This window comes from Streptomyces sp. M41 (genome assembly GCF_043673425.1).
Lineage (GTDB): Bacteria > Actinomycetota > Actinomycetes > Streptomycetales > Streptomycetaceae > Streptomyces.
On sequence record NZ_JBIMKE010000020.1, the window covers coordinates 25348 to 39129 of the forward strand.

Below are 13782 nucleotides of genomic sequence, written 5' to 3' on the forward strand. Positions count from 1 at the left end.
AGGTCCGGCGGATGGTTACGCGGTCTGGCGCGAGGTCATTCAGGGGTCGGGCGCGGACGCTCAGGCCGGGTCGACCTCGCGCAGCAGACCCGACTTCACGTCGAAGACGAAGCCCCGCACATCGTCGGTGTGCAGCAGGAACGGCGAGGTCCGCACGCGCTGCATCGACTGCCGTACGTCCTGGTCGACGTCCTGGAAGGACTCCACCGCCCACGCGGGCCGCTGGCCGATCTCCAGCTCCAGCTCGGTGCGGAAGTCCTCGGTGAGGGTCTCCAGGCCGCAGCCGGTGTGGTGGATCAGCACGACACTGCGGGTGCCGAGCTTGCGCTGGCTGATGGTGAGCGAGCGGATCACGTCGTCGGTGACCACACCACCGGCGTTGCGGATGGTGTGACAGTCGCCGAGTTCCAGGCCGAGCGCGGCATGCAGGTCGAGACGGGCGTCCATGCACGCGACGACGGCGACCTGGAGCACGGGACGGGCGTCCATGCCGGGGTCGGTGAAGGCGGCGGCGTACCGCTCGTTCGCCTCGACGAGACGGTCGGTGACCGTGCCGCGGTCGGCTGTCGCACCTTGGGGACCAGTGGGAACCGATGCAGAAGTCGTCATACCCATGACCGTACTGGTCACTTTCGCAAGGGTCTCGTCGTGAGAGGGGACAAAGGACGCCATCGGCCCTTGCTGTGAGCTAACCCACAGGGGTGGTGTGAGTGCGCCCGTACGAGGGATTTCGTCCGCTGCGTGGCGTCGCCCGAACCCGAATCGGCGACGCGCAGGCCGGTTGATTGACCGCGAGACACCGTGGACTAAAGTGACGCGAAGCGGGAGGCGACTCTCCCTGCTGGACTTGTTTTCCCCCGGAGACCCGGCGATTTTCCGGTGCTCTCCCCGCGTGCGCGGCGCGTACGTACGGCTCGGCCTCCTCCCGCTCCCGGTCGGCTGACGCTTCCGGCGCCGGCCGGCCTCCCCTTCGAGCGGGCGGGGACCCGGCGGTGCGTACGGCCCTGCCGGATCTGAGAGGGCCCCTTGAGCCAGAGTCGACACGTCCCGGTGATGCTCCAGCGGTGCCTGGACCTGTTGGCCCCCGCCCTCGAGCAGCCGGGAGCGGTGGTCGTCGACTGCACGCTCGGCCTCGGCGGCCACAGCGAGGCCCTCCTCCAGCAGTTCCCCGAGGCCCGCCTCGTCGCCCTCGACCGCGACAAGGAGGCACTGCGCCTGTCCGGCGAGCGGCTCGCCCCGTACGGCGAACGCGCCACCCTCGTGCACGCCGTCTACGACGAGCTCCCGGACGTCCTGGCCAGGCTCGGCATCGCGCGCGTGCAGGGCGTCCTGTTCGATCTCGGCGTCTCCTCCATGCAGCTCGACGAGGCCGACCGCGGCTTCGCCTACGCCCAGGACGCCCCCCTCGACATGCGCATGGACCAGACCACCGGCGTCAGCGCCGCCGAGGTCCTCAACACCTACCCGCCCGGTGAGCTGGTCCGGATCCTGCGTGCCTACGGCGAGGAGAAGCAGGCCAAGCGGATCGTGGCCGCGATCGTGCGCGAGCGCGACAAGGAGCCGTTCAGCAACAGCGCCCGCCTCGTGGAGCTGATCCGCGACGCGCTCCCGCAGGCCGCCAAGCGCACCGGCGGCAACCCGGCCAAGCGCACCTTCCAGGCCCTGCGCATCGAGGTCAACGGCGAGCTCTCCGTCCTGGAACGCGCGATCCCGGCCGCGGTCGAGGCCCTCGGCGTCGGCGGACGGATCGCCGTGCTGTCGTACCACTCGCTGGAGGACCGGCTGGTCAAGCAGGTCTTCGCGGCCGGCGCCGCCAACACCGCCCCGCCCGGACTGCCCGTCGTCCCCGAGCGCTACCAACCCCGGCTCAAGCTGCTGACGCGCGGTGCCGAACTTCCCACCGAGGAAGAGGTCGCCGAGAACCGGCGCGCCGCACCGGCGCGTCTGCGGGGCGCCGAGCGCATCAGGGAGTCCATCGAATGACGGGCGGGAGGCAGGGGCGGGTGTCCGGATCCAGGATTCACACCCATGAGCCGGAGAACCGGACCCGGGGGAGGGCGAGTGAGTAGGAAACCCGAACTGAAGGGCCGGGCCGCCAAGCTCGCCCGGCTGATCCCCGCAGGACGCGCGCGGGCCGCCCGTACGCCCTTCGTCCTCCTCGTGGTCCTCCTGCTCGGCGGCGGCCTCATCGGGCTCCTGGTGCTGAACTCCGCCCTCAGTGAAGGCGCCTTCCGGCTGGAGGACCTGCGGCGGGAGACGAAGTCCCTCACCGACGAGGAGCAGTCCCTCCAGCGGGACATCGACGCCTACTCGGCCCCCGACGCCCTCCAGCGCCGCGCGCGCGAACTCGGCATGGTCCCCGGCGGCGACCCCGCCTTCCTCGGCCCCGACGGCAAGGTCCAGGGCGTGCCCAGCCCCGCGCCCGCCGACGAGAACGCCGCGTACAGCTCCCTCGTCGTCCCTCCCGAGGCCCTGATCAGCGATCCCACAGCGACCCCGGCGCCCGGCACGACACCCTCCGCACTGGCCTCCACGGGCGCCTCCACCGGGCCTCGCCAGGAGTCGCCGCAAGCCACCGCCGGTCCCGGCTACCCGCCCTCCGCCGTGCAGCAGACCCCGTTGGCCCAGTCCTCCCCGTACCCGACCCCCGGCAGGTGACGGAAGTGGTCGATCATCACGAACGGCAACCGCCGCGCCGCCGCGTACCCGGCCCCGCCAAGCCCGCCCGTTCCGGCGGCTCCCAGCGGCGCCCGGGCTCCGGCGCCCGCCCGGTCCGCCGCCCGGCCCGGCCCCGCCCCGGCGCCTCCGGCGTCATCCGGCTCGGCAGCCCCCGGCCCCGGCTGCGCATGGTCAGCCTGGCCCTGACCCTCGTCCTGCTCGCCTTCGTCGTGCGGCTGCTCCAGGTCCAGGGCGTCGACGCGAGCACCTACGCCGCCAAGGCCGAGAAGAACCGGTATGTGGGCTACACCCTGGCCGCCGTGCGCGGCGGCATCACCGACCGCAACGGCGTGGCACTGGCGACCAGCGTGGACGCGTACGACATCACGGCCGACCCCACGCTGTTCAGCCGTGAGCAGCTGAAGATCGACGACGGCCCCGAGCAGGCGGCGGCGCTGCTCGCGCCCATTCTCGGCCAGGAGCAGGAGGCGATCGTCAGAAAGCTCCGGCCCGAGAACAAGAACCTGCGCTACACCCTGCTGGCGAGCCGCCAGACCCCGCAGGTCTGGAAGCAGATCAAGGACCTGAAGAACGCGCTGGCCACCAAGGCCGACAAGGACAAGGGCACGGTCAACGTCCTCGGCGGCGTCCTGTCCGTCGCCAGCAGCAAGCGCGTGTACCCCAACGGCGAGCTCGCCGCCGGGATACTGGGCTGGGTCAACGCCGACGGCAAGGGCGGCGGCGGCGTCGAACAGCAGCTGAACAAGCAGCTGTCCGGCAAGGACGGCGAGATCCGCTACGCCCAGTCCGGCGGCCGTCAGGTGCCCACGGTCAACTCCACCGAGACGCCCGCCGTGCCCGGCAGCGACGTCGAGCTCACCATCGACCGCGACATCCAGTGGGCCGCGCAGAACGCGATCAGCGAGCAGGTGAAGAAGTCGAAGGCCGACCGCGGCTATGTGATCGTCCAGGACACCCGCACCGGCCAGGTCCTCGCGATGGCCAACGCGCCCGGCTTCGACCCCAACGACCTCTCCGAGGCCAGCAGCGCCAACATGGGCAACGCCGCCGTCCAGGACGCCTACGAGCCAGGCTCCACCGCGAAGGTCATCTCGATGGCCGCCGTACTGGAGGAGGGCGTGGCCTCGCCCGGTACGCATGTGGTCGTGCCCAACCGGCTGCACCGCGGCGACCGGCTCTTCAAGGACGACATCGACCACGAGACCTGGTACCTCACGCTCAACGGCGTGCTCGCCAAGTCCAGCAACATCGGCACCATTCTCGCCACCGGCCAGCTGGGCAAGACGCAGCGGCAGGCCAACCGGGTCCTGTACGACTACCTCCGCAGGTTCGGCTTCGGCAGCGTCACCGGCCTCGGTTTCCCCGGCGAGACACCGGGCATCCTCGCCGCCCCGGACAGCTGGTCGACCTCGCAGCAGTACACGATTCCTTTCGGCCAGGGCGTCTCCATCAACGCGATGCAGGCGGCCTCCGTCTACTCCACGGTGGCCAACGGCGGCGTACGCGTCGAACCCACCTTGGTGCGCGGCACGAAGGGACCCGACGGACAGTTCACCCCCGCCCCGGAGCCCAAGAAGAGCAGGGTCATCAGCGCCAAGACGGCGAAGACCCTCGCCCGGATGCTGGAGTCGGTGGTGGACGACCGGGAGGGCACCGGCACCAAGGCACGCATCCCGGGCTACCGCGTCGCGGGCAAGACGGGTACGGCGAACCGCGTGGATCCGGCCACCGGCAGATACCGCGGCTACACGTCGTCGTTCGCCGGTTTCGCGCCCGCGGACAAGCCCAGGATCACCGTGTACTGCGCGATCCAGAACGCCACCGCGGGGAACTACTTCGGCGGCCAGATCTGCGGACCCATCTACAAGAAGGTCATGGAATTCGCCCTGAAGACCCTCCAGGTCCCCCCGACCGGGGCCAAGCCCGCGAAGCTCCCGGTGGGCTACAAGCCCTGACCCCCTCGAAGCGCACGCCCGGCCACCGGCCCCCGACCACCCCGATGGCCCCGACCACCCTGATCAGCACCGAGCAGCCAGGAACCACCTCGTGACGACGATCACCCCTCAGCCCGGAAACCAGGGCACCCCCGGCCCCTCACTTCGCTCGCAGGCGGGTACGCCCGGTACGCTCACCGCCGTGCCACACGCTGATCAGTCCCAAACCACCCAGAAGGGGCATCCCGTGACATACCCGGGGCCGCCCAGGCCGGTGCAGGTGTCCGCCACACCCCTCGCGGAGCTCGCCGACCAGCTGGGTACCACCCCGCCGGACCGCTCGGACCAGGCCGTAGAGATCACGGGCATCACCCATGACTCGCGCGCCGTCCGCCCCGGCGACCTGTACGCCGCCCTCCCGGGCGCCCGCCTGCACGGCGCCGACTTCGTCACGCAGGCCGCCGGCCTCGGTGCCGCCGCCGTGCTCACCGACCCGACCGGCGCCGAGCGCGCCGCCGCGACCGGCCTGCCGGTCCTCGTCGTGGAGAACCCGCGGGCCCGCATGGGCGAACTGGCGGCCACGATCTACGGCCACCCCGGCCGCGATCTGCTCCAGCTCGGCATCACCGGCACCTCCGGCAAGACCACCACGGCCTACCTCGTCGAGGGCGGCCTGAAGACGGCCCGCGCCACCGGCCTCATCGGCACGGTCGAGATGCGCATCGGCGACGAGCGCATCAAGTCCGAACGCACCACCCCCGAAGCCACCGACCTCCAGGCCCTGTTCGCGGTCATGCGCGAGCGCGGCGTCGAGGCGGTCGCCATGGAGGTCTCCAGCCACGCGCTGGTCCTCGGCCGGGTCGACGGCTGCGTCTTCGACATCGCCGTCTTCACCAACCTCAGCCCGGAACACATGGAGTTCCACTCCGACATGGAGGACTACTTCCGGGCCAAGGCACAGCTGTTCACGCCGAAACGCAGCAAACTCGGCGTCGTCAACGTAGACGACGAGTACGGCCGCCGGCTCGCCAAGGAGGCCGGCGTCCCGGTCGTCACCTTCTCCGCCGAGGGCCACCCCGACGCCGACTGGCGCGCCGAGGACGTGGAGATCGGCCCGCTGGACTCGACGTTCACGGTGATCGGGCCCAAGGGCGAGCGGATCGCCGCCAGGTCACCGATCGCGGGCCCCTTCAACGTGGCGAACACCCTCGCCGCCATCGTCGCCCTCGCCGTGGCCGGCCTCGACCCGCAGACCGCCGCCGACGGCATCGCCGCCGTACCGGGCGTGCCGGGCCGGCTGGAGCGTGTGGACGCCGGGCAGCCCTATCTCGCGGTCGTCGACTACGCCCACAAGACCGACGCCGTCGAATCGGTGCTCAAGGCCCTGCGCAAGGTCACCGAGGGCAGCCTGCACGTCGTGCTCGGCTGCGGCGGGGACCGCGACCGGACCAAGCGCGCCCCGATGGGCGCCGCCGCGGCCCGGTTCGCCGACACCGCCGTACTGACCTCCGACAACCCCCGCTCCGAAGATCCTCTGGCGATCCTTGCAACCATGCTCCAGGGCGCGGCGTCCGTGCCGGTACACGAGCGTGGCGAGGTCCAGGTCTTCGAGGACCGGGCCGCCGCGATCGCCGCGGCCGTCGCCCGCGCAGAGCCCGGCGACACCGTGCTGGTCGCGGGCAAGGGGCATGAGCAGGGCCAGGACATCGCCGGGGTGGTCCGTCCCTTCGACGACCGCCAGGTGCTTCGCGAAGCTATCCAGAAGACCCAGGGATGAACTTGTGATCGCCCTCTCTCTCGCCGAGATCGCAGAAGTCGTCGGCGGGCAGACGTACGACATACCGGATCCGGCCGTCCAGGTCACCGGCTCCGTCGTCCGGGACTCCCGTGAGGTGGAGCCCGGCAGCCTCTTCGCCGCCTTCGTCGGCGAGCGCGTGGACGGCCACGACTACGCCGCGCAGGTCGTGGCCGCCGGTGCCGTCGCCGTCCTGGCCTCGCGTCCCGTCGGGGTCCCCTCGATCGTCGTGGCGGACGTGCAGAAGGCCCTCGGCGCCCTCGCCCGTCATGTCGTACGCCGGCTCGGCGCGACCCTCGTGGCCCTGACCGGCTCGGCGGGCAAGACCAGCACCAAGGACCTGATCGCCCAGGTGCTCCAGCGCAAGGCGCCGACCGTGTGGACGCCGGGCTCGCTGAACAACGAGATCGGGCTGCCGCTGACCGCGCTCAGCGCCACCGAGGAGACCAGGTTCCTGGTTCTGGAGATGGGCGCCCGCGGCATCGGCCACATCCGCTACCTCGCCGATCTGACGCCCCCGCGGATCGGGCTCGTGCTCAACGTCGGCACCGCCCACATCGGCGAGTTCGGCGGGCGCGAGCAGATCGCGCAGGCCAAGGGCGAGCTCGTGGAGGCCCTGCCGTCGGCCGACGACGGCGGCGCCGCGATCCTCAACGCCGACGATCCCCTGGTACGGGCCATGGCGTCCCGTACGAAGGCCAAGGTGATCCTGTTCGGAGAGTCAGGCGAAGCGGACGTACGCGCCGAGAACGCCAGACTCACGGACAGCGGACAGCCTGCTTTCACCCTTCACACACCCTCCGGTGCAAGCGATGTGACGATGCGCCTGTACGGTGAGCACCACGTGTCGAACGCGCTCGCCGCGGCCGCCGTCGCCCATGAGCTGGGCATGTCCGCGGAAGAGATCGCCACCGCGCTCTCCGAGGCGGGCTCCCTCTCCCGCTGGCGGATGGAGGTCACCGAGCGCCCGGACGGCGTGACGGTCGTCAACGACGCCTACAACGCGAACCCCGAGTCCATGCGGGCCGCTCTGCGTGCCCTTGCGGCGATGGGCAAGGGGCGTCGTACGTGGGCGGTGCTCGGCAAGATGGCCGAGCTCGGGGACGAGGCGCTCGCCGAGCACGACGCGGTCGGACGGCTCGCCGTCCGGCTCAATGTCGGCAAGCTCGTCGCGGTCGGGGGCAGGGAAGCGTCCTGGCTGCAACTGGGCGCATATAACGAGGGTTCGTGGGGTGAGGAGTCGGTGCACGTGTCCGACGCACAGGCGGCGGTCGACCTGTTGCGCAGCGAGCTGCGCCCAGGGGACGTCGTGCTCGTGAAGGCGTCCCGTTCGGTCGGTCTGGAGAGCGTCGCCGAGGCGCTGCTCGCGGGCGGTGCCGAGGGTGAGGTCGCCGCCCGATGATGAATCAGATCCTGTTCTCGGGTGTCATCGGTCTGTTCCTGACCCTGGTCGGCACACCGCTGCTGATCAAGCTGCTGGCCCGCAAGGGCTACGGCCAGTACATCCGGGACGACGGCCCGCGCGAGCACCACAGCAAGCGCGGTACGCCGACCATGGGTGGTATCGCCTTCATCCTGGCGACGATCGTCGCGTACTTCCTGTCCAAGCTGATCACCGGAAAGCCGCCGACGTTCTCCGGCATCCTGGTGATCGGTCTGATGGCCGGCATGGGTCTGGTCGGCTTCCTGGACGACTACATCAAGATCGTCAAGCGTCGTTCGCTGGGTCTGCGGGCCAAGGCCAAGATGGCCGGCCAGCTGCTCGGTGGTATCGCCTTCGCGGTGCTCTCGCTCCAGTTCGCGGACAACCGCGGCAACACCCCGGCCTCCACCAAGCTCTCCTTCGTGCAGGATTTCGGCTGGTCCATCGGCCCGGTGCTGTTCGTCGTCTGGGCGCTGTTCATGATCCTCGCCATGTCGAACGGCGTGAACCTGACCGACGGTCTGGACGGCCTGGCCACCGGCGCCTCCGTGCTGGTCTTCGGCGCCTACACCTTCATCGGCGTCTGGCAGTTCCAGGAGTCCTGCGCCAACGCGCAGACGCTGGCCAACCCCACGGCCTGTTACGAGGTGCGCGACCCACTCGACCTCGCCGTCGTCTCCTCGGCGCTGATGGGCGCCTGCCTCGGCTTCCTGTGGTGGAACACGTCCCCCGCCAAGATCTTCATGGGCGACACCGGTTCGCTGGCCCTCGGTGGCGCGCTCGCGGGTCTCGCCATCTGCTCGCGCACCGAGCTGCTGCTCGCCATCCTCGGCGGACTGTTCGTCCTCATCACCATGTCGGTGGTCATCCAGGTCGGCTCCTTCCGGCTCACCGGTAAGCGCGTCTTCCGGATGGCACCACTCCAGCATCACTTCGAACTCAAAGGCTGGTCGGAAGTACTCGTAGTGGTCCGCTTCTGGATCATTCAGGGCATCTGTGTGATTGTCGGACTGGGCCTCTTCTACGCGGGATGGGCAGCGGACAAGTGACCGACTGGCAGGGAAAGAACGTCACCGTCGCCGGGCTCGGCGTCTCCGGGATCCCGGCGGCCAAGGCGCTGCACGCGCGCGGGGCGAACGTCACGGTCGTCAACGACGGCGACGACGCACGCGCGCGTGAGCAGGCCGCCGAACTGGAGGCGCTCGGCATCACCGTCCGCCTCGGCGACGGAGCGACCCTGCCCGAGGGCACCGAGCTGATCGTCACCGCGCCCGGCTGGAAGCCGGACAAGCCGCTGTTCGCCGCCGCCGAGCGGGCCGGCGTCCCCGTCTGGGGCGACGTCGAGCTCGCCTGGCGGCTGCGCGGCCCCGACGCCGCGCCCTGGCTCGCCGTCACCGGCACCAACGGCAAGACCACGACCGTCCAGATGCTGGCGTCGATCCTTGAGGCGGCGGGACTGCGCACGGCCGCCGTCGGCAACATCGGCGTCTCGCTGCTGGACGCGGTGCTCGGCGACGAGCGGTACGACGTGCTGGCCGTGGAGCTGTCCAGCTACCAGCTCCACTGGGCGCCCTCCCTGCGCGCCCACTCCGCCGCCGTCCTCAACCTCGCCCCCGACCACCTCGACTGGCACGGCTCCATGGAGGCGTACGCCCGCGACAAGGGCCGTATCTACGAGGGCAACCGCGTCGCCTGTGTCTACAACGTCGCCGACAAGGCCACCGAGGACCTGGTGCGCGAGGCGGACGTCGAGGAGGGCTGCCGGGCCGTCGGCTTCACCCTCGGCACCCCCGGCCCCTCCCAACTCGGCGTGGTCGAGGGCATCCTGGTCGACCGCGCCTTCGTCGAGAACCGGCAGAAGAACGCGCAGGAGCTCGCCGAGGTCGCCGACGTCACCCCGCCCGCCCCGCACAACATCGCCAACGCCCTCGCGGCGGCGGCCCTCGCCCGGGCCTACGGCGTGCCCGCCAAGGCCGTACGGGACGGCCTGCGGGCCTTCACCCCGGACGCCCATCGCATCGCGCACGTCGCGGACGTGGACGGGGTCACGTACATCGACGACTCCAAGGCCACCAACACCCATGCGGCGGAAGCCTCGTTGGCGGCCTACGAGTCCATCGTCTGGATCGCGGGCGGCCTCGCCAAGGGCGCCGTCTTCGAGGAGCTCGTCAGCAAGGCGGCGAAGCGGCTGCGCGCGGCCGTGCTCATCGGCGCGGATCGCGGTCTGATCCGTGAAGCCCTCGCGCGACACGCGCCGGAAGTACCCGTCGTCGACCTCGACCGGACCGACACTGGGGCGATGCTCGCGGCGGTCCAGGAGGCGAAGCGGCTCGCCCAGCCCGGCGACACGGTGCTCCTCGCCCCCGCCTGTGCCTCGATGGACATGTTCGTCAACTACAACCAGCGCGGTGACGCGTTCGCGGAGGCGGTTCGCGAACTCGGCGCGGGCGCCTGACGCCGGGTCTCGGCCACTGCGGGTGCTACGGGACCCTTGGAGGGACGCGTGACTCGGAAGTGGCTGGACGGTACGTACTCCCACGCTGAGGCGGTGAGCGCCGATGCCCGGTAGCCGTACGGGACGGCCTCCCGCACCGCGGGCCGTGCGGCGGCCCGTGGCTCCGAGGCCACCGGGCGACAACGCCGTACGACGGCTCTACACCCGCCTGCACCGCGCGTGGGACCGGCCGCTGACCGCGTACTATCTGATCTTCGGCGGCAGCCTGCTGATCACCGTGCTCGGTCTGGTGATGGTCTACTCGGCCTCCCAGATCACCGCGCTGCAGATGTCGCTCGGAGGGTCGTACTTCTTCCGCAAGCAGCTGCTGGCCGCAGTGATCGGCGCCGGGCTGCTGTTCGCCGCCTCCCGGATGCCCGTGAAGCTGCACCGGGCGCTCGCCTACCCGATCCTCGCCGGTGCCGTCTTCATGATGGCGCTGGTGCAGGTCCCCGGGATAGGAGTCGCGGTCAACGGCAACCAGAACTGGATCGCCCTCGGCGGTTCCTTCCAGATCCAGCCCAGCGAGTTCGGCAAGCTCGCCCTCGTGCTGTGGGGTGCCGACCTGATCGCCCGCAAGCAGGACAAGAGGCTGCTGACGCAGTGGAAGCACATGCTGGTGCCGTTGGTGCCGGTCGCCTTCATGCTGCTCGGGCTGATCATGCTGGGCGGCGACATGGGCACGGCGATCATCCTGTCGGCGATCCTGTTCGGCCTGCTGTGGCTGGCGGGGGCGCCGACCCGGCTGTTCGTGGGGGTGCTGTCGGTCGCCGGCGCGATCGGGCTGTTCCTGATCAAGAGCAGCGAGAACCGGATGGCCCGCCTCCAGTGCCTCGGTGCCACCGACCCCGGGCCGGGTGACTCCTGCTGGCAGGCCGTGCACGGCATCTATGCGCTCGCCTCGGGCGGCATTTTCGGTTCCGGGCTAGGGGCGAGTGTGGAGAAATGGGGCCAACTGCCCGAAGCCCACACCGACTTCATCTTCGCCGTCACCGGTGAGGAACTGGGCCTGTCAGGGACGCTGTCGGTGCTCGCCCTCTTCGCGGCTCTAGGCTATGCGGGTATCCGCGTGGCCGGACGCACGGAGGACCCCTTCGTGAGGTACGCCGCGGGAGGTGTGACCACCTGGATCACCGCGCAAGCCGTGGTCAACATCGGTGCGGTGCTCGGTCTGCTGCCGATCGCCGGAGTCCCCCTCCCGCTGTTCTCCTACGGGGGCTCCGCCCTGCTGCCGACCATGTTCGCCATCGGGCTGCTGATCGCGTTCGCGCGCGACGAGCCCGCTGCGCGGGCGGCGCTTTCTATGCGGCAACCCCGCTTTGGTAGAAAGCGTGCGGGAGGCTCCGGCTCCGGCCGGGAGCCTCGGAGATGGAACACGATGCGACGGCGTGCCTCGGCGGCGCGTCCGTCCGGAGAGCGGTGAATTTCGGTGCATGTCGTACTCGCCGGTGGGGGGACCGCCGGCCACATCGAGCCCGCGCTCGCCCTCGCGGACGCCCTGCGCAGGCAGGACCCCACCGTGGGGATCACGGCCCTGGGCACGGAGCGCGGCCTTGAGACCCGGCTCGTACCCGAGCGGGGCTACGAGCTCGCGCTGATCCCGGCCGTACCCCTGCCGCGCAAGCCGACCCCAGAGCTGATCACCGTGCCGGGCCGGCTGCGCGGCACGATCAAGGCGACCGAGCAGATCCTGGAGCGCACCAAGGCGGACTGCGTCGTCGGCTTCGGCGGCTACGTGGCCCTGCCCGGCTACCTCGCCGCCAAGCGCCTCGGTGTGCCGATCGTCATCCACGAGGCCAACGCCCGCCCGGGCCTGGCCAACAAGATCGGTTCGCGGTACGCCGCCCAGGTCGCCGTCTCCACCCCGGACAGCAAGCTGCGCAACTCGCGCTACATCGGCATCCCGCTGCGCCGGACCATCGCCACGCTCGACCGGGCCGCGATGCGCCCGCAGGCCCGCGCCGCGTTCGGACTCGACCCGAACCTGCCCACGCTGCTGGTCTCCGGCGGCTCCCAGGGCGCACGCCGTCTCAACGAGGTCGTCCAGCAGGTCGCGCCCTGGCTCCAGCAGGCCGGAATCCAGATCCTGCACGCGGTCGGACCGAAGAACGAACTGCCGCAAGTACACCAGATGCCGGGAATGCCCCCCTATGTCCCGGTAAGTTACCTGGACCGGATGGACCTCGCGTACGCCGCGGCCGACCTGATGCTCTGCCGCGCCGGCGCGATGACCGTCGCCGAGCTCTCCGCCGTCGGACTCCCGGCCGCCTACGTCCCGCTGCCCATCGGCAACGGCGAACAGCGGCTCAACGCCCAGCCGGTGGTCAAGGCGGGCGGCGGCCTGCTGGTCGACGACGCGGAACTCACCCCCGAGTGGGTGCAGCAGAACGTCCTGCCCGTGCTCGCCGACCCGCACCGGTTGTACGAGATGTCCCGCGCGGCAAGCGAGTTCGGCCGCCGGGACGCCGACGACCTGCTCGTCGGCATGGTGTACGAGGCGATCGCCTCGCACCGACGTTAGGACCGTTGACGGAGGGCAGGGAGCGTGGCCGGACCGACCACCGCCGAGCGCGGTGAACGCCAGCAGGAGTCGTCCGACCCGCCCCTCCCTCGGCGGCGGTTGAGGCTCTCCCGCCTTCGTACGATCATCATCCTGGCCATTCTGCTCGTGCTCCTCGGTGCCGGCTCCGTCTGGCTCCTGTACGGCTCCCAGTGGACGCGCGTGGAGAAGGTGTCGGTCTCCGGCACCCGGGTGCTGACCCCCGCTCAGGTCCGTGCCGCCGCCGATGTCCCGGTCGGGGCGCCGCTGATTTCCGTCGACACCGAAGCGATCGAGGCGCGACTGCGCCGGAAATTGCCCCGAATTGACGCGGTTGACGTGGTCCGCGCCTGGCCGCATGGAATCGGCCTGAAAGTGGTGGAGCGTAGTCCGGTTCTGATTGTGCAAAAGGGCGGAAAGTTCGTCGAAGTGGACGATGACGGTGTCCGTTTCGCCACGGTTTCCGAGCCCCCTAAAGGCGTGCCCGCACTGGAATTGACGCCGGCCCGCTCGGGCTCCTCGGCCGCGAGCCTGCGCCGCTTCGGCGAGGACCGTCTGGTGCGCGAGGCGGTGCGGGTCGCCGACGCCGTTCCGGCGGCCGTCGCACGTCACACCCTGGTCGTCAAGGTCCGTTCCTATGACGCCATCTCACTGGAGTTGAGCGACGGCCGGACCGTGGCCTGGGGGAGTGGCGAGAAGGGGGCCTCGAAGGCCCGCACACTCACCGCTCTCATGAAAGCCTCGCCGGATGCGCGGTACTTCGACGTCAGCGTTCCCACCGCCCCCGCGTCAGCGGGGAGTTGACGCACATCCGAGCAGGCCAGCACCCTGGTTGGGCAGCGACACGGCTGATCACATAGGGTGAAAAGAAAAACGGGAGGTTCGGCGTGTTCGTTGAACGTGCGCCACTTGTCGACT

Annotated in this window: 11 protein-coding genes; 10 read left to right on the forward strand and 1 reads right to left on the reverse strand. The window is 70.5% G+C overall.

Annotated elements, in window-relative coordinates:
• Positions 1–60 precede the first annotated feature (60 nt).
• A complete protein-coding gene (locus tag ACHBTE_RS23230) occupies positions 61–609 on the reverse strand; it encodes a beta-class carbonic anhydrase (protein WP_394725960.1) in 549 nt (182 codons plus the stop codon).
• A 417-nt stretch (positions 610–1026) separates the two neighbouring features.
• Between ACHBTE_RS23230 and rsmH the strand changes: the two genes are divergently transcribed.
• From rsmH to ACHBTE_RS23280, 10 genes are all read left to right on the forward strand, one after another.
• Positions 1027–1983, forward strand: a complete 957-nt coding sequence (rsmH, locus tag ACHBTE_RS23235) for a 16S rRNA (cytosine(1402)-N(4))-methyltransferase RsmH (protein WP_394725961.1) — start codon at positions 1027–1029, stop codon at positions 1981–1983.
• Positions 1984–2061: 78 nt separating this feature from the next.
• Entirely contained in the window at positions 2062–2658 is a 597-nt protein-coding gene (locus ACHBTE_RS23240) for a septum formation initiator family protein (RefSeq protein ID WP_394725962.1), read from the forward strand.
• Positions 2655–4634: a peptidoglycan D,D-transpeptidase FtsI family protein gene (locus tag ACHBTE_RS23245; RefSeq protein ID WP_394725963.1), complete on the forward strand. Its 1980-nt coding sequence runs from the start codon at positions 2655–2657 to the stop codon at positions 4632–4634. Before ACHBTE_RS23240 ends, ACHBTE_RS23245 begins: the two co-directional genes overlap by 4 nt.
• A gap of 226 nt (positions 4635–4860) precedes the next feature.
• The gene (locus ACHBTE_RS23250) at positions 4861–6390 is read left to right on the forward strand and encodes a UDP-N-acetylmuramoyl-L-alanyl-D-glutamate--2,6-diaminopimelate ligase (protein WP_394725964.1); all 1530 of its coding nucleotides are present in this window, start codon (positions 4861–4863) and stop codon (positions 6388–6390) included.
• Positions 6391–6394: 4 nt separating this feature from the next.
• Positions 6395–7810, forward strand: coding sequence for a UDP-N-acetylmuramoyl-tripeptide--D-alanyl-D-alanine ligase (gene murF / locus ACHBTE_RS23255; protein WP_394725965.1), 1416 nt, complete (start codon positions 6395–6397; stop codon positions 7808–7810).
• Positions 7807–8880 (forward strand): phospho-N-acetylmuramoyl-pentapeptide-transferase, encoded by a 1074-nt coding sequence (mraY, locus tag ACHBTE_RS23260; protein ID WP_394725966.1) that lies wholly within the window; start codon positions 7807–7809, stop codon positions 8878–8880. Before murF ends, mraY begins: the two co-directional genes overlap by 4 nt.
• Positions 8862–10286, forward strand: a complete 1425-nt coding sequence (gene murD / locus ACHBTE_RS23265; RefSeq protein WP_394725967.1) for a UDP-N-acetylmuramoyl-L-alanine--D-glutamate ligase — start codon at positions 8862–8864, stop codon at positions 10284–10286. The genes mraY and murD overlap by 19 nt, the downstream gene beginning before the upstream one ends.
• A gap of 103 nt (positions 10287–10389) precedes the next feature.
• Positions 10390–11748, forward strand: coding sequence for a putative lipid II flippase FtsW (ftsW, locus tag ACHBTE_RS23270; protein ID WP_394725968.1), 1359 nt, complete (start codon positions 10390–10392; stop codon positions 11746–11748).
• Between the two features lie 6 nt (positions 11749–11754).
• A complete protein-coding gene (murG, locus tag ACHBTE_RS23275) occupies positions 11755–12846 on the forward strand; it encodes an undecaprenyldiphospho-muramoylpentapeptide beta-N-acetylglucosaminyltransferase (RefSeq protein WP_394725969.1) in 1092 nt (363 codons plus the stop codon).
• Between the two features lie 24 nt (positions 12847–12870).
• Positions 12871–13668 (forward strand): cell division protein FtsQ/DivIB, encoded by a 798-nt coding sequence (locus tag ACHBTE_RS23280; protein ID WP_394725970.1) that lies wholly within the window; start codon positions 12871–12873, stop codon positions 13666–13668.
• Positions 13669–13782: the final 114 nt, after the last annotated feature.